The organism is Caulobacter segnis (assembly GCF_019931575.1).
Taxonomy (GTDB): Bacteria; Pseudomonadota; Alphaproteobacteria; order Caulobacterales; family Caulobacteraceae; genus Caulobacter; species Caulobacter segnis_C.
This window is the reverse complement of record NZ_CP082923.1, coordinates 2742162-2762127: the sequence shown is the minus strand read 5'-3', so window position 1 is coordinate 2762127 and position 19966 is coordinate 2742162. Positions and strand designations below refer to the sequence as shown.

13 protein-coding genes are annotated in these 19966 nt (G+C 67.6%); 6 read left to right on the top strand and 7 right to left on the bottom strand.

Annotated elements, in window-relative coordinates:
- The first annotated feature begins 28 nt into the window (after positions 1-28).
- Together K8940_RS12715 and K8940_RS12710 are read left to right on the top strand one after the other, a co-directional pair.
- Positions 29-3094, top strand: a complete 3066-nt coding sequence (locus K8940_RS12715) for a TonB-dependent receptor domain-containing protein (RefSeq protein ID WP_223390328.1) — start codon at positions 29-31, stop codon at positions 3092-3094.
- A gap of 77 nt (positions 3095-3171) precedes the next feature.
- A complete protein-coding gene (locus K8940_RS12710; protein WP_223390327.1) occupies positions 3172-4512 on the top strand; it encodes a hypothetical protein in 1341 nt (446 codons plus the stop codon).
- A 4-nt stretch (positions 4513-4516) separates the two neighbouring features.
- On the opposite strand, the gene K8940_RS12705 is transcribed toward K8940_RS12710, so the two are convergent.
- The 7 genes from K8940_RS12705 to K8940_RS12675 form a co-directional block, all read right to left on the bottom strand.
- A complete protein-coding gene (locus K8940_RS12705) occupies positions 4517-5872 on the bottom strand; it encodes an alginate export family protein (protein ID WP_223390326.1) in 1356 nt (451 codons plus the stop codon).
- On the bottom strand, positions 5869-6564 hold the full coding sequence (locus K8940_RS12700) for a YoaK family protein (RefSeq protein WP_223390325.1): 696 nt from the start codon (positions 6562-6564) through the stop codon (positions 5869-5871). Before K8940_RS12700 ends, K8940_RS12705 begins: the two co-directional genes overlap by 4 nt.
- The gene (locus K8940_RS12695) at positions 6561-6989 is read right to left on the bottom strand and encodes a DoxX family protein (RefSeq protein ID WP_223390324.1); all 429 of its coding nucleotides are present in this window, start codon (positions 6987-6989) and stop codon (positions 6561-6563) included. Before K8940_RS12695 ends, K8940_RS12700 begins: the two co-directional genes overlap by 4 nt.
- A 2-nt stretch (positions 6990-6991) precedes the next feature.
- On the bottom strand, positions 6992-8842 hold the full coding sequence (locus K8940_RS12690; protein WP_223390323.1) for an amidohydrolase: 1851 nt from the start codon (positions 8840-8842) through the stop codon (positions 6992-6994).
- A 98-nt stretch (positions 8843-8940) separates the two neighbouring features.
- Positions 8941-9210 carry a DUF1427 family protein gene (locus K8940_RS12685; RefSeq protein ID WP_223390322.1) on the bottom strand — a complete coding sequence of 90 codons (270 nt, stop codon included), beginning with the start codon at positions 9208-9210 and terminating at the stop codon, positions 8941-8943.
- A 64-nt stretch (positions 9211-9274) separates the two neighbouring features.
- Entirely contained in the window at positions 9275-9940 is a 666-nt protein-coding gene (locus K8940_RS12680; RefSeq protein WP_223390321.1) for an isochorismatase family protein, read from the bottom strand.
- A 187-nt stretch (positions 9941-10127) separates the two neighbouring features.
- Positions 10128-10964, bottom strand: a complete 837-nt coding sequence (locus K8940_RS12675; RefSeq protein ID WP_223390320.1) for an alpha/beta fold hydrolase — start codon at positions 10962-10964, stop codon at positions 10128-10130.
- A gap of 464 nt (positions 10965-11428) precedes the next feature.
- On the opposite strand from K8940_RS12675, the gene K8940_RS12670 reads away from it, so the two are divergent.
- The 4 genes from K8940_RS12670 to K8940_RS12655 all read left to right on the top strand — a co-directional run bounded on the left by K8940_RS12670 (position 11429) and on the right by K8940_RS12655 (position 19959).
- Positions 11429-14287, top strand: coding sequence for a TonB-dependent receptor (locus K8940_RS12670; RefSeq protein WP_223390319.1), 2859 nt, complete (start codon positions 11429-11431; stop codon positions 14285-14287).
- 23 nt (positions 14288-14310) lie between these two features.
- A complete protein-coding gene (locus K8940_RS12665; RefSeq protein WP_223390318.1) occupies positions 14311-15729 on the top strand; it encodes a family 43 glycosylhydrolase in 1419 nt (472 codons plus the stop codon).
- A gap of 157 nt (positions 15730-15886) precedes the next feature.
- Entirely contained in the window at positions 15887-16498 is a 612-nt protein-coding gene (locus K8940_RS12660) for a YceI family protein (protein WP_223390317.1), read from the top strand.
- A gap of 410 nt (positions 16499-16908) precedes the next feature.
- Entirely contained in the window at positions 16909-19959 is a 3051-nt protein-coding gene (locus K8940_RS12655) for a TonB-dependent receptor domain-containing protein (RefSeq protein WP_223390316.1), read from the top strand.
- Positions 19960-19966 lie beyond the last annotated feature (7 nt).

The window sequence follows — 19966 nt, the reverse complement described above, 5'->3', positions numbered from 1 at the left end:
AACAAGAAGACATTGGGGAGCAACTGAAGTGATCAACCAACCAAATCGCGGCTATCGCCGCCATCTCGCCCGAGGCGCGGCCCTGGCCGTCCTGCTGGCCGCCGGCGCGGCCGAGGCCCAGGAGGCCGCCGAGACCACCAAGGTCGAGGAAATCGTCGTCGTCGGCAGCCAGATCAAGGGCGCCAAGACCACGGCGGCCCTGCCGGTCACGGTGCTGGGCGAGAGCCAGATCGCCGCCACGGGCGCGGTCTCGGGCGATGACCTGTTCCGCTCGATCCCGCAGATGGGCGACGTGTTCATCAACCCCAGCAACAACCCGCAGACCAGCAACTCGACGCGCGGCGACGTCAATTCGATCAACCTGCGCAGCTTGGGCGTCGGCAACACCCTGGTGCTGCTGAACGGCCGCCGCCTGGTCTCGCACCCGACCAGCCAGTCGTCGGGCACCGTGCCGCTGCTGGGCTTCAACGCCAACGCCATCCCGACCTCGAACCTGGACCGCCTGGAAGTGCTGCGCGACGGCGCGGCGGCCATCTACGGCTCGGACGCGGTGGCCGGCGTGGTCAACACCGTGCTGAAGAGCGATTTCGACGGCCTGACCATGGACGCCCAGTACGGCTGGGCCGAAGGTACGCACCGCAAGGAATACACCAGCAACATCTTCGCGGGCCGCGACTTCGCCGACGGCCGGGGGAACATCTCGCTGAACGGCAACTTCACCTGGCGCACGGCCCAGCGTCCCAGCGACCGGCCCTACACCGCCACCCAGGACCTGCGTTCGCTGTTCGCCGCCTATCCCGAGTACGCGGCCAGCAGCGCGCCGGACAACCGCGGCAACCAGAACTCGTTCGCCAACTTCACGGTGTTCGGCGGCCCCGGCGTGATCCGCCAGGGCGCGACGGCCCTGACCACGGCGGCCGGCGCGACCCACGTCCAGCCCAACACCATCGCCGGCTGCGCCACCCAGATCGGCAACGGCCTGTGCTTGGGAACCGGCAACCTGGCCACCGGCAGCACCGCCAACGCCTACCGCTACAACGCCGTCCAGAACGACGCGACGACCATCACGCCGGAGATCGAGCGCCAGAACGTCTTCCTGAACGGCCACTACGACATCAGCGACACCCTGACGGCCTATGGCGAGGTCGGCTTCTATCACGCCACGTCCGAGGGGCTGACGACCCAGGGCACCAGCCTGGTGGTGATCGGCGTGCCGGCCAGCAACTACTGGAACCCCTTCGGCCCGGTGGTCTTCGCCAACGGCCAGGTCAATCCGAACCGCCTGCCGAACCTGACCAACGTGCCCGCCAGCGGCCTGCCGGTGACCTTCACCAACTATCGCTTCAACGACCTGGGCCCCAACAAGGTCGAGGTCGAGAACTACCAGACCCGCTTCCTGGGCGGGCTGAAGGGCGAGAAGTGGGGCTGGTCCTGGGACTCGGCGCTGCTCTATTCGAAGGCCGACGCCAAGGACGAGAGCGACGGCATCGACAGCAAGAAGCTGGCCGCTCAGCTGGCCCTGTCGACCCCCGACGCCTACAACCCGTTCAACGGCGGCTGCCTGGACGGCACGGGCGGCCGTGATTGCACGCCCAGCTCGCAGGCGGCGCTGGACGCGATCCGCTTCCGCCTGAAGCGTCATTCCACGACCACCCTGACCCTGGCCGATTTCAAGGTCTCCAAGCCGGACCTGCTGACCATCTGGTCGGGGGAGGTCGGCATCGCCGCCGGCGTCGAGTTCCGCCACGAGACGCAAGCCGACCGCCGCGACCCGCAGCTGGACGGCCGCACGCCATTCACCGATCCGGTGACCGGCAACACCAGCAACAGCAACGTCACGGGCGTTAACGACACGCCCAGCACCAAGGGCTCGCGCGACGTTGGCTCAGCGTTCCTCGAGTTCGCCGTGCCGCTGGTCTCGCCGGACATGAACATCCCGCTGGTCCGCCGCATCGATCTCCAGCTGGCCGGCCGCTACGAGAACTACAGCGACTTCGGTTCAGTCGCGAAGCCCAAGATCGCCTTCGCCTGGGACGTCATCGACGGCGTCCGCTTCCGCGGTTCCTGGCAGCAGGGCTTCCGCGCTCCGAACCTGGAGACCACCAACCCCTTCAGCTACTCGCGGACCAACACCGTCACCGACTACTACCGCTGCGAGGCCGACCTGCGCGCCGGCCGCATCTCGACCTTCACCGCCTGTTCACGCGGCGTCGGCATCCGCTTCACCACCGCCGGCAATCCGAACCTGAAGGCCGAGGAGAGCGAGAACTATTCGGTGGGCGTCGTGCTGCAGCCGACCTTCATCCCGGACCAGTTCGGCCGCTTCACGGTCACGGTCGACCGCTGGCAGATCAAGCAGGACGGCATCGTCGGCACGCTGGGCTCGGCCAATATCGCGATCCAGGACTACCTGGCCCGTGTCGGCGGCTCCAGCAACGCCAACGTCATTCGCGCCGCCCCGACGGTGGACGACATCGCCTTCTTCCAGGGCACGGGCCTGACCCCGGTCGGCCAGATCCTGGAGATCCGCGACCAGTTCAAGAACCTGCAGCCCCAGACGGTCAGCGGCATCGACTTCGGCCTGAACTGGAGCCTGCGCACCGAGAGCGCCGGCCGCTTCAGCGTCGATGTCGACGGCACCTTCATGGACAAGTTCTCGCAGCAACTGGCCCCGCCGGTCGCCGAGCTGTTCGCCGCCCGCGCCGCCGGCACGATCAACCCGGCCACGCCGCTGACCGACGTCGGCGACCTGCTGAAGAAGAACGGCAAGCCGAAGTGGAAGTGGACCGGCACGGGCACCTGGCGCGGCGGTCCGGTCCAGATCGGCGCCTCGGTGATCTACACGGGCTCGATGCTGGACATGGATCTCCTGTCGACCACGGGCGAGCCCTGGCGCGTGAAGCCGCAGACCACGGTCAACCTCTACGCCCAATATCGTTTCGAGCAGAAGGGCCTGGCCAACGACACTCGCATCCGGGTGGGCGCGCGGAACATCTTCGACAAGGATCCGCCGCTGTCGTCGTCGGGCTACATCGGGTCGATCTACAATCCCTATGCCCGCTACTGGTACATGAGCGTCAGCAAGTCGTTCTGATGCTCGTTCCGGCCGGCCGCTCCTCCTCCCCGAGCGGCCGGCCCTTTCTTTAGTTTCGCGTGAAGAGGTCCTTTCAGGTGAAGAAGCTGTCCGCCGCCGCCCTGGCTCTGGGCCTGATGCTCGCCGCGACCGCCGCCCGCGCGGAAGCGCCCGCCGAGAAGGCTTGTCCCGAGGGCCTGCCCGCCGAGACCAAGTGCCTGGCGGGCCAGGACCAGAACGGCGCCTATTATTGGATCGCCATTCCCAAGGCCTGGAACGGAACCCTGGTCCTGCACATCCACGGCGGCCCGCGTCTGAAGACGCCCAAGCCCGACGACGCGGTCGAGGACCTGCAGCGCTTCGCCATCACCGTCGCCGAGGGCTACGCCTGGGCGGGCTCGAACTATCGCCGCGAGGGCTACGGCGTCCGCTCGGCGGCTGAGGACAGCGACAACCTGCGCAAGATCTTCTGGGACACCTTCGGTCGGCCCAAGCGCACCGTGCTGCACGGCCAGTCGTGGGGCGGCAATGTCGCGGCCAAGACCGCCGAGCTCTACGGCAAGGACGCTGAGGGCAAGCTCAACTACGACGGTGTCATCCTGACCAGCGGCGTGGTCTCGGGCGGCACGCGGGCCTACGATTTTCGCGCCGATCTGCGGGCCGTTTACCAGTTCTACTGCGGTAATCACCCGGCCAAGGACGAGGTCCAGTATCCCCTGTGGCAGGGCCAACCGGTGGGCTCCAAGCTGACCAACAGGCAACTGGACGAGCGCCTCGACGCCTGCACGGGCGTGAACCGGCCCGCGAGCGAGCGAACGGCCCAGCAGCAGCGCAACCTCATCAACATTCTCGCCGTGACCAGGATCCCCGAGCGGACGCTGGACAGCCACCTGTCCTGGGCGACCTTCACCTTCGCCGACATGGTCAACAAGCGGCTGGGCGGGAAGAACCCGTTCACGAACGTCGGCGTGGTCTACAAGGGTTCGGACAACGACAAGGCGCTGAACAAGGGCGTCGTCCGCTTCGCCGCCGATCCGGAGGGCGTGCGCCGCCTGGCGGATGACAGCGACCTGACCGGCCGGTTGCTGGTCCCGACCCTGACCCTGCACGCCATCGACGACCCCACGGCCTTCGTCGAGCTGGAGCAGGTGCTGCACGACACCGTCGCCAAGGCGGGGAAGGGCGACCTGCTGGTCCAGTCCTTCACCGACGAGCACGAGCACTCCAAGCTGGCCACGCCCGAATACGCGGCCCTGCTGCGCGCCATGACGGCCTGGATCGAGCAGGGGACCAAGCCGTCGCCGGCCAGCCTGGCCACCGGCTGCGCCGAAGCGGTGAAGACCTATGGCGAGGCCTGTCACTTCCAGGTCGACTACAAGGTTCCGGCGCTCTCTGCCCGCAGCTATCCGCGCGCCAAGCCTGGCCTGTTCGCGAAGTAGCCGCTTAGAAGCGGACCTGGGTGAACAGCACCGCCAGGTTCACCGGCTTGCCGCCAAGGGCGCGGATCGCCGGGCCCGCCTCCTGATGGACCAGTTGGGCCTGGAGCTTCAGGTTGCGGTTGACCTGCCAGGTTCCGTCCAGCTGGGCGGCGCCGCCGACCGCCTTGGCGCGGTCGCTTCCGGCCGGCGCCAGCGGGGCCAGGGGCTGGATGTAGATGGCGTCCGCGCCGGTCCAGCGGCGATGGGTCGTGTAGCTGGCCTCCAGGCTGACGCCCTTGCGCGGTGTCACGCCCAGGCTGGGCCGGACCGAGACCAGGTTGCCCCAGCTGAACAGGGTGGTTTCATTGAAATAGGCCCCCTTGGGGAACAGCGGGTTGAAGGTCCCCAGAGTCCCGTCGGTCGGATCCTTGTCGCCTGAGCCCAGGTCGAGGCGCAGGCCTAGGCGCGGCTTCCAGGGCCGGTCCAGCGTGTAGCCGCCGCTAGCCGAGGCGGCGAAGGCGCGGATCTTGCGGCCCGCGAAGCGTCCGCCCTGGACCATGCCTTCGGTGTCGTAGTCGAAGGCTCCGGCCGTCCCGGCCAGGCGCGCGCCCAGGCTGGCGCGGCGCTCGTCGCCCGTGACCGTCCCGAACCGCACGCGATCGCGCTCCAGGCCCAGGGCATAGACGTCCAGCGTCTGACGGGGCGACAGCCGGGTCGAGGCGTATAGGCCATAGAACCGTTGGCTGCGGCTGCGCGTGTCATCGAAGGCGCCGGGCGAGAGGGCGACCGGTTGCAGATAGAAGGCGTCCAGTTTCAGGGCGCCGATCGCGCGGGTGACGCGCAGGCCGTCGAAGCTCTGGCGAATGTTCGGCGACTCCCGCACGGCGATGAAGCGCTGCGTCGAGTTCAGCTGCAGCTCCTGGCGACCCAGGCGCACGCGCCAGCCGGCGGCGGGCGCGATGTCGACGAACAACACCTGGGCGTCGACGTCGTCCCGGTCGATGGCGGCGGGGGCGTCGCGCTTGCCGATGTCGCGATGCAGGCCCAGTTCGCCATAGACGCGCAGCGCCGGCGTCAGGTGCAGGTCGCCGCTCAGCAGCAGGCGGCCCAGGGCGAAGGTATCGGGCTGCTCGCCGTCCAGGCCGAAGCGCGGGGAGTCGATCGCGTCGACCCGCAGCCGCGCCTCGCCGCCCAGGCTGAGATAGGCTTCGCCGCCCAGCGGGATGTAGCGCAGCGGATCAAGGCCCTCGCGGTCCTGGACATTCTTCAGGTAGCCGTAGTCCTCATCCGAGCGCACCGGCTTGAAGGCGGGGGGCTCGGCGGCGTGGGCGACGCCGGCGGCGACCGTGGCGGCCAGCAGGGCGGCAGAGGCGATCTTCACGACCGTTCCCCGCGGAGGGCGTGGGCGACCGCCAGCAGGGCGACCACGACGACGCCCAGCGCGAGGCTCCAGGCGCCAGCGACCAGCACACCGATCGCGCCGCCGACCGCGCCGAGGGCGAAGGCGAGCACGGGCGGCCAGGTCTTGAGGATGCGCGCCTTCAGCGCGTCGTCCGGACGGCCCCGGGCGATCACCAGGTCGACGATGTCGATCGCCAGCTGGGTGACGTTGCCGGTCATCATGGTGGTCGGCGCCAGGTGGGTGAAGACGGCGCGGGCGCCGACGTTCTGCACCGCCATGGCGACCACGCCGACCAGGCCGGCCAGCATGACCGCCGGTTCGTTGGCGCTGGCGGCGGGCAAGGCGCGGGCGGTCAGCAGCATGAAGACCAGCAGCAAGGCCGCCTGAAGCGCCAGGACCAGCACCTCGCAGGGCTGTCCCCGGGCGTTGCGCCAGCGGATCAGGGCGTAGGTCGCGGCGGCCGCGCCGATGAACACAGGCAGGGCCAGGAGCTTGGTCGCCAAGCCGCCGGCGTCGCCGGCCAGGCCGACGCCCAGCATGACGATATTGCCGGTGGCGTGGGCGACGAACAGGCCGAACAGCAGCACGAAGCCGATCACGTCGACATAGCCGCCGACGAAGGCCATGCCCATGCCGGTCACGCCGGCCAGGCGGGTTTGATGGGCGGTCATGCGGCGCGCTCCCGGCGGTCGAGAAGCGCCACCAGCACGAAGCCACCGACCAGGCCGATGTGCTCGACGAAGGCGTTCGTGGCCATGAAGCGGTCGTGACCCGCCGCCATCGTCCAGAAGGCGTTGGCCTTGAAGGCAGCCAGCAGGGTGAAGACGCCCAGCATGCCCGCGCCCAGCCACAGCCAGCGGCGGGTCAGGATCAGCATGGGGCCAATGATCTCGACGGCGATGGTCAGCGCGGCCCAGAAGGCTGGCGGGGTCATGCCGAAGTGCGCCTGCTCTGCGACGGCGCCGGGAAAGTCGCTGGCCTTGACGACCGCGCCCAGCAGATAGGCGCTAACCAGGGCCAGCCGGGCGACGTGCGCGGTGGGACGCCAGTCGAGAAGGGTCTCGACGAAGCGCGGGGTCTGTGTCGAGCGGATCATGATCACACCGCCCAGCAGCCGCAGCCCATCGCGCCCCAGAACGAGCGTGCGTCAGACGTTGGAGCTTCCCGCGTGTAGGCGGCCGCGTGGTCGTGGCCGTGGACGTTGCAGCTGCTGGCGCAGCCGCAGGCCGAGGCCAGGGCGCGGGCATGGCCGCGCGAGCGGTCCTGATAACCACCGAAGGTCCGCACCGGCGACCAGTCGGGCATCGGCGGAGGAAGAACCGGAGCCAGCTTGCCGAAGTCGCCCTCGCCATGCACCACCTTGCCGCCCAGCATGGTCAGCACCGACGACAGGTGCGGGATCTCGTCCTCGGCCACGGTGATGTAGTCGTCCGACAGCACGGCGAGGTCCGCCAGCTGGCCGACGGCGATCTGGCCCTTCTTGCCTTCCTCGTTCGAGAACCAGGTGTTGGCGGTGGTCCAGAGGCGCAGAGCCTCCTCGCGGTCGACGCGGTTGGCCGGCGGATAGAGGCGCGTGCCACCCACCGTCTTGCCGGTGACCAGCCAGTTCAGCGAGACCCACGGGTTGTAGCTGGCGACGCGGGTGGCGTCGGTGCCGGCGCCGACCGGGATGCCGGCCTTCAGCATCTTGCCGATCGGGGGCGTCGCCTCGGCGGCCTTCGCGCCGTAGCGCTCCATGAAATACTCGCCCTGGAAGGCCATCCGGTGCTGCACGGCGATGCCGCCGCCCAGGGCCGCGATGCGGTCGATGTTGCGCTCGCTGATCGTCTCGGCGTGGTCGAAGAACCAGTGCAGGCCGTCGAACGGCATGTCCTTGTTCACCTTCTCGTAGACGTCCAGCGCCCGCGTGATGGTCTCGTCATAGGTGGCGTGCAGCCGCCAGGGCCAGCGGTTCTCGACCAGGTGGCGGATCACCGGCTCGAGGTCGCTTTCCATGTTGGCCGGCATCTCGGGGCGCTCGACGCGGAAGTCCTCGAAGTCGGCGGCGCTGTAGACAAGCATCTCGCCCGCGCCGTTGTGGCGATACTTGTCGTCGCCCTGGCCCGGCTTGACCTGCTTGGACCAGGACTGGAAGTCCGACAGCTCGGCCTTCGGCTTCTGGGTGAAGAGGTTGTAGCTGATCCGCAGGGTCAGCTGGTCGTCGGCGTGCAGCTTCTCGATGATCTCGTAGTCGTCGGGATAGTTCTGGAAGCCGCCGCCGGCGTCGATCACCCCGGTCACGCCCAGGCGGTTCATCTCGCGCATGAAGTGGCGGGTGGAGTTCAACTGGTACTCGGGCGGCAGCTTCGGTCCCTTGGCCAGGGTGGCGTAGAGGATCGTGGCGTTCGGCTGGGCCAGCAGCAGACCCGTGGGCTCGCCCGAGGCGTCGCGCTGGATCTCGCCGCCTGGCGGGTTGGGCGTGTCCTTGGTGTAGCCGACGGCGCGCAGGGCGGCGCGGTTCAGCAGGGCGCGGTCGTAAAGGTGGAGGATGAACACCGGCGTCTCGGGGGCGGCGGCGTTGATTTCGTCCAGGGTCGGCAGGCGCTTCTCGACGAACTGATGCTCGGTGAAGCCGCCCACGACGCGCACCCATTGGGGCGGCGGGGTGTTGGCGGCCTGCTTCTTCAGCATGGCCATGGCGTCGGCCAGGGTCGGCACACCGTCCCAGCGCAGCTCCATGTTGTAGTTCAGTCCGCCGCGGATGATGTGCATGTGGCTGTCGATCAGGCCGGGAATTACGCGGCGACCCTTCAGGTCGATGATCGTCGGGTTCGGGCCGGCGGCGGCGCGGACCTCGCCCTCCTCGCCGACAGCGGCGAACTTGCCATCGCGGACCAGCGCGGCGTTGGCGCGCGGGTTGGAGCGGTCGAGGGTCGTGAACTTGCCGTTGACGAGGAGCAGGTCAGTCATGGGGCCGGGCCTCCGGGGCTGGACGAAAGCGGAACTGGACAGGAAGGCCGCGCCGAGGGCGACGGCTTGTCGACGGTCGAGGGGGCGAGGATCGCGGGTCATGCCTGATCCCCCTTTGGGTCGGGACCGTCGCCGGCGACGGCTTGCGGTCCCAGCACCTGGCCGGCGCAGTCGGGCGTCTTGAGATAGGCTACGACCGGCGCCTTGGTCATCAGCCGCTTGGCGACCGGGACCATCTGCTCGCCCAGGAGCATGCCGAGCAGGCCCAGCAGGGCGATGGCCGGCGGGGCGGGCGATCGCACGCCCAGCAGCGAATAGATGATCCCGACCAGGAGGCCGGCGCCCAGCGAGAGCAGATAGGGTTTCATGACGCGCTCCAGGTGGGAGGGGGAGGGCGGAGCCTTGGGGGACTGGCTCCGCCCCGGACGGGCGTCAGGCCGAGGCGTGGCCTTCGGACGCGCCGAACATGGTCTTGGCGTAGGTGATGCCCAGGCCGTAGGCGCCGCCGAACTTGCGGGCCACGCCGGTGGTCATGTCGTAGGTCTCGCCCCGGGCCCAGTCGCGCTGCAGCTCCAGCAGGTATTGCAGGGCGGTGATCGGCTGGGCGCCGGCTTGGACCATGCGGGTCACCGCGCGCTCGTGCGCCTCGGTGGAGATGTCGCCGCTGGCGTCGGTGATCACGAAGACCTCGAAGCCCTGGTCCAGGGCCGACAGCGCCGGGCCGACGATGCAGACGCTGGTCCACAGGCCCGCCAGCACGATACGCGGCTTGCCGATGGCGTTGACCTCGGCGATGACCGCCTCGTCCTCCCAGGTGTTCATCGAGGTGCGGTCCAGCAGGACCTTGCCCGGGAAGGGCTCGGTGACTTCCGAGAACATCGGACCCGAGAAGCTCTTCTCGGCGACCGTGGTCAGGATGGTCGAGACGCCGAAACCGGCGGCGGCGTTGGCGACCAGGGCGGCGTTCGTGCGCAGCAGGCTGGCGTCGATAGACTTGGTCGCGAAGGCCATCTGCGACTGGAAGTCGATCATGATCAGGGTGTGGTCGGTCGGCGTCAGGAGGCGCGCGCCGGGGGTGGCCTTGGCTTGCAGGGTCATGACTGGGTCCATCTCTTGGGGCTTTGGCGAACCGTTTCGGCCGCCGCGTCTGTTCCGATGAAGTGACTTTGACCTCGATCAATCGGATCAGAAATGGAAATAGTTGAAACCCATAGTTTCTATTTTTGGCATGAATTGAAGCCGAACGGAGCGCGCCGAGCGGCGCGCTCCAGGACGGTCTCTTGGCCTAAGCCTTGAAGAAGGCCAGGAGGTCGGCGTTGATGATGTCGGCGTGGGTTGTGGCCATGCCGTGGGGCAGGCCCGGATAGGTCTTCAGCGTCCCCTTCTTCAGCAGCTTGATGCCGATCAGGGCGCTGTCGGCGATCGGGACGATCTGGTCGTCCTCGCCGTGCATGAGGAAGACCGGGACATCGACGGTCTTCAGGTCGTCGGTGAAGTCGGTCTCGGAGAAAGCCTTGATGCAGTCGTAGTGGGCCTTGGCCCCGCCCTGCATGCCCTGGCGCCACCAGTTCTCGACGACGGCGGGGCTGACCTTCGCGCCGGGACGGTTGAAGCCGTAGAACGGACCGGCGGCCACGTCGTGGAAGAACTGGGCGCGGTTGGCGACCAGCGAGGCGCGGAAGCCGTCGAAGACCTCGATCGGCAGGCCGCCGGGGTTCTTGTCGGACTTGACCATGATCGGCGGCACCGCGCCGATCAGCACGACCTTGGCCACGCGACCGGGCTTGGCGCGCGCCGCGTAGTGGATCGCCTCGCCGCCGCCGGTCGAGTGGCCGACGTGGAAGGCGTTCTTCAGGTCCAGGTGGTCGGCCAGGGCGATGACGTCGGCGGCGTAGGTGTCCATCTCGTTGCCGGTGTCGGTCTGGGTCGAGCGGCCGTGACCGCGGCGGTCATGGGCGATGACGCGAAAGCCCTGCAGGCGGAAGAACATCATCTGGGCGTCCCAGTCGTCGGCGCTCAGCGGCCAGCCGTGGTGGAACACGATCGGCTGGGCGTCCTTGGGGCCCCAGTCCTTGTAGAAGATCTGCACGCCGTCCTGGGTGGTGACGAAGCCGCTGCTCATGTCATGGAATCCTTAGGCTTGGGTGGAAGACGCGGGGTTGGGCCGGCGCCAGGGAAGCGGACGGCGAGGCCGTCGGGATCGCCGCGCCGGCGTCGGCGACTAGAACACGGCGCCGTGTCGTACGCGTGTCGATGGGGTTGTTGTCGGCCTCCCTTGAAGTCCCGGGAAGATTGCACGTCTTGAACGATACAGGCCCCGCGACGCCTACGATCCGGGCGAATCCTGACCGGTCGCGAGGACCGTCGAGCGCTTGGATTGGCGCTGAGGGCCCAAGATTTGCCAATTGTCGGACCTGCCGGAAATTGCCTGCCTGCGCTGTCAATTCAACGGTCACGAGGTTGTGTCCGCCGAACGTGGGTCGATGAATTCGATCTCCCTCTTGTCTATGTCATATTTGTCAGACAATAATCAGGTGTTCGAGCCCTCGCAAAGACGAGGGAACTGGTTCCAGGGAGGGAAGTCTCATGTTGGTTCAATCCGCCAATCCGCGCGGAGCCTCGAGCGCGCGTCGCGCCTGGCTGGCTTCTGTCGCCGTTTCAGCCTTGTTCCTCGGTGTCGCCACCGGCGCTCAAGCCCAAGCCCAGTCGGGCGTTTCAGCGACTCGAGGCGAGGACAACGAAGTCGAGGAGGTGGTCGTGCGCGGCATCCGCGCCAGCCTCGAGAAGGGCCTCGCGGTCAAGCGCCAGGCCAGTCAGGTGGTCGAATCGGTTGTGGCCGAGGACATCGGCAAGTTGCCGGACAATAACGTCGTCGACGCCCTGCAGCGGATCGCCGGCGTACAGGTGACCAACCGCTCGGGCGGCGAGGCGACCGCGATCTCGATCCGGGGCCTGCCCGACATCACCACCACCTGGAACGGTCGCAACGTCTTCACGGCCTCGGGCCGTCAATTCGCCCTGCAGGACATTCCGGCCAATCTGGTCAAGCGCATCGACGTCTACAAGACTCGCGCCGCCGAGCAGATCGAGACCGGCATCGCCGGCCAGGTCGACGTCCAGACCCGCCGCCCCTTCGACTTCTCCGGCCCGGCCTTCTCGCTGGCCGCGCGCGGCATCTGGCACGAGCAGGCCGACAAGTTTAATCCCAACCTCAGCGCCCTGGTCAGCAATCGCTGGGACACCAAGGCCGGCGAGGTCGGGGCGCTGCTCAGCGTCAGCTACGCCCGCACCAAGTTCCGCGACCAGAGCGTCACGGCCGGGGCCCTGGTGCCGTTCATGACCGCCACACCCGCCGCCGGCTGGACGCCGCTGGAGCGCATTCAGCCGACCGACGGCCGCGCGCCCGGTCAGCAACTGTGGATTCCCGGCAGCAACAGCGGCCTGCCCAGCAAGGCCGGCTCGACCCTGACCGTCAACGGCGTCGCCACGCCTTACTTTTTGGCCCGCGACGCGGTGTTCGCCAGCGACTTTTACGGCGACCGCAAGCGCCCCGCCGTCAACGCCGCCCTGCAATGGGCGCCCAACGATCGCAGCGAATACACCTTCGAGTTCTTCTACGACGGCTACCGCAACACGACCTTCAACAGCCTGCTGTTCTCGTTCGTCGACTGGTGGGGAAACCTCGGCCCGAACCCGGCCTCGACCTACACGCTGTATCCTGGCGCCAACGTCATCAAGACCCGCACCGTCGGCTCGGTCTATGGCTTCAACAGCGGCGACTTGACCAGCGCCAAGACCGACAGCTTCGTCTACGCCCTGAACGGCAAGTGGGAGATCGGCGACCGCCTGCACCTGACCGGTGATTTCTCGTACCAGGACAGCCAGTTCAGCTCGCAATTCCTGGCCATGCGCACCGACCGCGTCGCCAACTCGATCACGGTCGATTTCAATCCGGGCAATGGGGTGACGGCGTTCAAGTTCGACAACAACGCCCTGCTCAAGGACCCGGCCCAGTGGAACGTCGCCCAGTTCTACGACAACGCCAACAAGAACGAGGGCGACGCGATCACGCTGTCATTCGACGGCGTCTATGACGCCGACTGGGGCGCGCTGAGGACGCTGAAATTCGGCGGCCGCTACGACTTCCGAGGCGCGTCGGAATCCCAGCGCACCCAGGACGGCTTCCTGGGGCGGCCGCTCAGCACGCTGGACAAGGGCCTGCAGTTCACTAACGCGGACTTCTTCGACGGCCGGGCGGACGTGCCGACCTCGTGGGTGCTGGCCAACGGCTATTACCTGCGCGACCACGCCACCGAGATCCGAGCGCTGTACAAGACGGTCAATCCAGCCTTCAAGACCACCGACCAGCTGCGCCTGTTCAAGAATTTCGCGATCGACGAGGCAACGACCGCCGCCTATCTGCAGGCCGACTTCGAACAGGACCTGTTCGGCCGCCCGCTGAAGGCTCAGGCAGGCCTGCGCTATGTCAGCGTCGATACCGACATGGCCTTCAACGACCAGCTCACCGGCGCCCGCAGGCTGGCGTCGACCAAGGTCAGCGATCTCCTGCCCAGCGTCACGGTGCGCTACGATGTCGCCAACGACTTCGTGCTGCGCTTCAACTACGGCAAGACCCTGCGGCGGCCGAACTTCACGGACCTGAATCCGAACTACAACCTGACCGGCGACCTGACCAACGTCGGCTACGGTTCGGGCACGGGCGGCAATCCCGACCTCGAGGCCACCCGCGCCACCAATTACGATCTGACGGCCGAGTGGTATTTCCAGCCGGGCAGTGCGCTCTACGCCACGGCCTTCCGCCGCGAGATCGACGGCCTGGTGGTGTCGCTGCGTCGTCGCCAGACCATCGCCAACAGCGGCCAGAACACCAACTCGTTCGTCATCAGCCAGCCGGTCAACGCCTCGGACGGCGTGTTGAAGGGGCTGGAGGTCGGCCTGGTCTACTTCCCCGAATACCTGCCGGGCGTGCTGAAGGGGCTGGGCGTCCAGGCCAGCCTGACTAAGCTGGAGTCCTCGCAGAACGTGCCGTCGACCGACGCGTCGGGCGCCATCACCGGCCAGCAGAGGACCACGTTCTTCGGCGTGTCTGACCTTTCGTACAACGTCACCCTGGCCTACGAGCGGGGCAAGCTCGGCGCGCGCCTGTCGTATGTCTGGCGCGACGACTTCCTGGCCCGGAACGAAGCGGCGTTGTTCGCCAACCCGATCGGCATCTGGAGCAAGCCGGAAAAGAGCCTGGACTTCCAGCTGAACTATCAGGTGCGCGACAACCTGTCGGTCAGCTTCGACGCGGTGAACCTCACGGACGAGATCGCCCAGTCCTACTACGCTTTCGGCGACGCCGGCGGCCCGACGACCGACAACTTCGGCTCGACGATCCTCAGCCGGACGTTCGCGGTCGGCCTGCGGTATTCGTTCAACTGACCGATCCGGCGAGGAGAGCCTTCATGATTCCCGATTCCACGCCCTCCCGCCGGACCTTGCTGGCCGGCGCCGGGGCCCTGGCTGTCGGCGGTCCCGCGGCCGCCCGCGCCACCGGGCGCGCGCCGGTCCCGTCGAACCCGCTGGTGCGCCAGCGGGCCGACGCCCTGATCTTCAGGCACACCGATGGTCTCTACTACATGACCGCGTCGGTGCCGGAGTACGACCGGCTGGCCATCCGACGCGCGCCGACCCTGGCGGGGCTGGCCACCGCCCCGGAGGCGGTGATCTGGCGGCGACCCAAGACCGGCAAGCTGGGCGGCTACATCTGGGCGCCCGAACTGCACGAGATCGACGGTCGCTGGCACATGTATTTCGCGGCCGGCGACGCGGGCGAACCGTTCCACATCCGCACCTACGTCCTGCGCTGCCTGGACAAGGACGCCCTGACGGGCCGCTGGGAGATGGCCGGCCAGTTGCAGACGCCCTGGGACACCTTCACCCTCGACTCAACGGTCTTCAGCCATCGCGGCGTCCGCTACCTGCTGTGGGCCCAGCAGGAGCCGGGCATCAAGACCAACAGCAACCTCTATCTAGCGCCGCTGGCCACCCCGACCACCCTGGCCAGGCCGCCGGCGCGTCTGACCATGCCGACGCTGGACTGGGAGATCCAGGGCTTCAAGGTCGCCGAAGGGCCCGCGCCCCTGGTTCGCAATGGCAAGGTGTTCATCAGCTATTCGGCCAGCGCCACCGACGATCGCTACTGCCTGGGCTTGCTGACGGCCGACGAGGACGCGGACCTGATGTCGCCGGACGCCTGGAGCAAGTCGCCGGTCCCCGTCTTCGTCTCGTCGGAGGAGACCGGCGTCTGGGGCCCTGGCCACAACTCGTTCACCGTCGACGAGCTGGGGCGTGACGTCCTCGTCTACCATGGCCGCGACTACAAGAAGATCCAGGGCGATCCGCTGTTCGACCCTAACCGCCATACCCGCGTGCAGCGCCTCTACTACAAAGCTGACGGGACGCCCGACTTCGGCGCGCCGGTCGGGGCGGGGCCGGTTCCCGACCGGTTCTCGCCGCTGGATCGTCCGGACGTCTTCTTGCGCCACGAGGGCGAGCGCGTCGGCGTTGGAGCCGGCCCGCTGCCGACCACCCAGTTCCGCCAGATTCCCAGCCCGCTGGGCGGCGGCGCGGTTTCGCTGGAGCCGATCCTCAAGCCCGGCCACGTGCTGACCGTGGGCGCCGATGGCGTGGTCGGCGTCGCGCGGGCGGGCGGCGATCCGCGGCGCGCCGCGTTCCGAGAGGTTCCGGGCCTGGCGGGCGCCAGGGGCGTGTCGTTCGCGGCCCTGGCTGGCGGTCATCTGCGCCACCGCGACGGCGCGGTCCTCGTCGGCCCGGTCGGGGACGCCACGGGCCGGGCCGCCGCGACCTTCCGTGTGACCTAGCGGGGAGGGGGGCGGGCGCTCACGCCTCCGTCGCGCGCATGTCGCCGCTCCGGATATGCATATGAGAAAACGCTATATCGTCGGGGCGAACATTCTGCCGATATGCGGCGCGCGCGGCCGAGTTTGGCGCGCCTGCAAGACTCCGGAGGAATCCCAAATGGTTCGGGCTGTCATTCTCGCGCTTTCGACGACCGTCGCGCTGCTCACCGCGTCCGCCGCCGCGGCGGCGCCGGACAAGAACCCCGCGACCGCGCCCAGCGGCGACTACGCGCTGGACAAGCGGCACGCGGCCCTGATCGCCCGCATCGACCACCAGGGCGGCGTTTCCAAGAGCGTGTTCCGCTTCGACGGCTTGGACGGGACCCTGAAGTGGGACGGCGCCAAGCCCGAACAGTCCAGCCTGTCGGTCACTATCGATCCCAAGTCGATCGTCACGCCGGTTGCTGGCTTCGCCGAGGAACTGGCGGGCGACAAGTTCTTCAAGTCGGCCCAGTTCCCGACCATCACCTTCGTGTCCAAGTCGGTCGTGCTCAGCGGCCCGACCTCGGGCAAGGTGACGGGTGACCTGACCTTCCTGGGCGTGACCAAGCCGGTGGTGCTGGACGTCACCTTCGGCGGCGTGGGCAAGGCCAAGGACGGCGCCAAGCTGGGTTTCGCCGCCACCGCCCGGTTCGACCGTCGCGATTTCGGCTTCACCACTCTGTCCGGCCCGATCGGCAACGATGTCGATATCCAGATCGACATCGAATTCGACCAGATCAAGAAGTGACCTGAAGATCGGCGAAGTCGATCGTCGGGTAAGTCGATGAAGTTCGGATCACGGCGCAGTGAAAGAACGTGGTGATCCGAATCCGTCGCCCTGCAAGGTTGTCCTTGGTCTGAGATGAATTGCAGGGGTTGACGCCTCCTGCTGCAGACCAAATTCTCGCGCTGCGTCAATCCCTTTATACATGGGCAAATCTTTGCCTTTCCCTTGGGCAAAGCCGCTCATTTGAGGTTGTTTCTATGACAATCGCTGCGGCGGGTGTCAGAAAAACTCCACTTTTAAATCCAACCAATTTGATGGGATTAACCTCCGTCCGATCCATTTGTGTTCGGAGTGTGGCGTGGGCCATGCGCTGCTTCGGCTGAAGCAGGGCGGGGAGTGGCTCGCGCATCGCGTTTATTGGAGGGGCTTCCATGATCATCAATCACCGCAAACTCGTGCTTGCGACCACGGCGCTATGCGCCGCGAGCTTCGCCGCCCACGCCTGGGCGCAGACCGCGCCGCCGACCGGGGCCGACGCCACCGAGATCGAGGCCGTCGTCGTCGTCGGTTCGCAGATCAAGGGTGCGAAGGTGAATGCGGCCCTGCCGGTGACCGTGGTCGGGGAGGACCAGATCGGGGCGTCCGGCGCGGTGTCCGGCGACGAGCTTTTCCGCTCGATCCCGCAGATGGGCGACGTGAACTTCAACGCCCAATACCTGCCGGGCACCAGCAACAGCGCCCGGGGCGACGTTGGCTCGGTGAACCTGCGCAACCTGGGCATCGGCAACACCCTGGTGCTGCTGAACGGCCGTCGCGTGGTGGCCCACCCGACCAGCCAGGCCAACGACAACCTGGTGCCGGTGCTGACCTACAACACCAGCGCCATCCCGGTATCGGGCCTCAAGCGCCTGGAAGTGCTGCGCGACGGCGCGGCGGCCATCTACGGCGCCGACGCCGTGGCCGGCGTGGTCAACACCGTGCTGCGCGACGATGTCGACGGCCTGACCACCTCGGCCCAGTACGGCTTCGCAGAGGGCACGAACCTCAAGGAGTACAACTTCAACGCCTTCGGTGGGAAGAACTTCGCGGACGGTCGCGGCAATATCAGCGCCTTCGTGTCGTACGACCAGCGCACGCGCATGCGCTCGACCGACCAGGACTACACCGCCTCGTCGGATCGCCGCGCGCTGTTTGCTGGCACGCGCTTCGACGGCGTCGCCAGCCTGGACGGCCGCAGCACGACGACGCCTTGGGCCTATGTCCAGACGCCCCAGAGCTTCGGCACGGTGCGCCAGGGCACGACGGCCCTGACCAGCAGCGCCGGCTATTTCCACATCCAGCCGTCGACCTTCGCCGGCTGCCAGCTGAACATCAGCGGCGGCATGTGCATCGACGACGGCGCCCTGGCCACCTCGGCCGCCGACCGCGACCTGCGCTTCAACTCGGCCGCCCTGGGCACCACGGTGATTCCGGAGCTGAAGCGGACCAACGTCTTCCTGACCGGCCACTATGACATTTCCGACGACCTGACCGTCTTCGGCGAGCTGGGCCTGTACCATGCCAAGACGAGCGCCCTGCAGGCGCCGATCTCGACCCTGTCGTCGGGCGTGATCAGCATCCCCGCCAGCAACTACTGGAACCCCTTCGGCCCGGTGACCTTCGCCAACGGGACGACCAACCCCAACCGCCTGCCCAACCTGAACGTTCCGGCCAGCGGCCTGTCGCTGACCCTGCGCGGCTACACCTTCGCCGACCTGGGCCTGACCGCCGTCGACGTCACCAACGACCAGTACCGCGTGCTGGCCGGCGTCCGGGGCCAGAAGTTCGGCTTCGACTGGGAATCGGCGCTGGTCTATTCGGAAGCCACCGCCGACGACATCAGCGACAACATCTCCAACACCAAGCTCTACGCCCAGCTGGCCCTGTCCACGCCCGACGCCTACAACGTCTTCAACGGCTCGGACATCACCAACCCCAGCGGCGCGGACACCACCCGCAACAGCGAGGCGGCGATCGACGCCATCCGCGTCAAGATCAAGCGCCGCACCAAGAGCAGCCTGGCCTCGTGGGACTTCAAGGTCTCCAAGCCCGATCTCTTCAGCCTGCCGGGCGGCGATGTCGGCGTCGCGTCGGGCGTCGAGGTCCGCCGCGAGACCCAGCTGGACGACCGCGACAAGCGCATCGACGGCACCATCACCTTCACCGACCCGATCAGCGGCGCGGTGCTGAGCGACCTGATCAATTCCAGCATCAACCCCGACACCAAGGGCCACCGCTCGGTCGCCTCGACCTATATCGAGTTCGCCGTTCCGCTGGTCTCGCCCGAGATGTCGATCCCGCTGGTCCATCGCCTGGACCTGCAGCTGGCCGGCCGCTACGAGCACTACAGCGACTTCGGCAATACGGCGAAGCCCAAGGTCGCCGGCGCCTGGGACATCGTCGACGGGCTGCGCCTCCGCGGGTCGTGGGCCAAGGGCTTCCGCGCCCCGAACCTGGAGCAGATCAACGCCACGGTGGTGTCGCGCTCGAACACCCGCACCGACTACGCCTTCTGTGAAGCCGATCTGCGGGCGAACCGCATCACCTCGTTCGCGGGCTGCTCGCGTTCGCTGCTGACCACGGCCCGCCGGGCGGGTAACCCCGACCTGGATCCCGAAGAGTCCGAGACCATCTCGTACGGCGTGGTCCTGGAGCCGAAGTTCATTCCCGCCGAATACGGCCGCCTGACCTTCACCGTCGACTACTGGAAGGTGAAGCAGAAGGGCCTGATCGGCGTGTTCGGCGAGGGCAACGCCCTGATCCTGGACTACCTGCTGCGTCAGTCGGGTTCGAGCAATCCGAACGTGGTCCGCGCCGCCCCGACGGCCGACGACATCGCCGCCTTCGCCGGCACCGGCCTCGCCGCGGCCGGTCAGGTGCTCTACGTCAACGACAAGTACACCAACCTGCAGCCGCAGGACGTCGAGGGCCTGGACATTGGCGTGATGTATCGCCTGTCGACGGACAAGCTCGGCGACTTCGACCTGAACGTGAACGCCGCGCACCTGATCAAGTACTACCAGTCGCCGTCGCCGGGCATCGCCGAACTGATGGCGGCGCGCAGCGCGGGCAAGATCAACGCCGGCACCACCATCACCGGCGGCGGCAACCTGCTGCAGCAGAACGGCAAGACGGACTGGAAGGTCTCGGCCTCGCTGACCTGGCGCTACAAGCAGCTGACCGTGGGCGGCTTCACCCAGTACATCGGCGAGTACAACGACACCGCTCTCCTGGACTCGGCCGGCGCGCCGTGGGTCGTGGAATCGCAGGTCACCGGCAACCTGTACGGCGAGTACGATTTCGCCCAGGCCAACACCAAGCTGCGGCTGGGCGTTCGGAACATCACCGACAAGGATCCGCCGCTCAGCTCGGCGGGCTACGACGGGACGGTGTATCTGCCCTACGCTCGCTACTGGTACGTCTCGGTCAAGAAGACGTTCTAGGAACAGG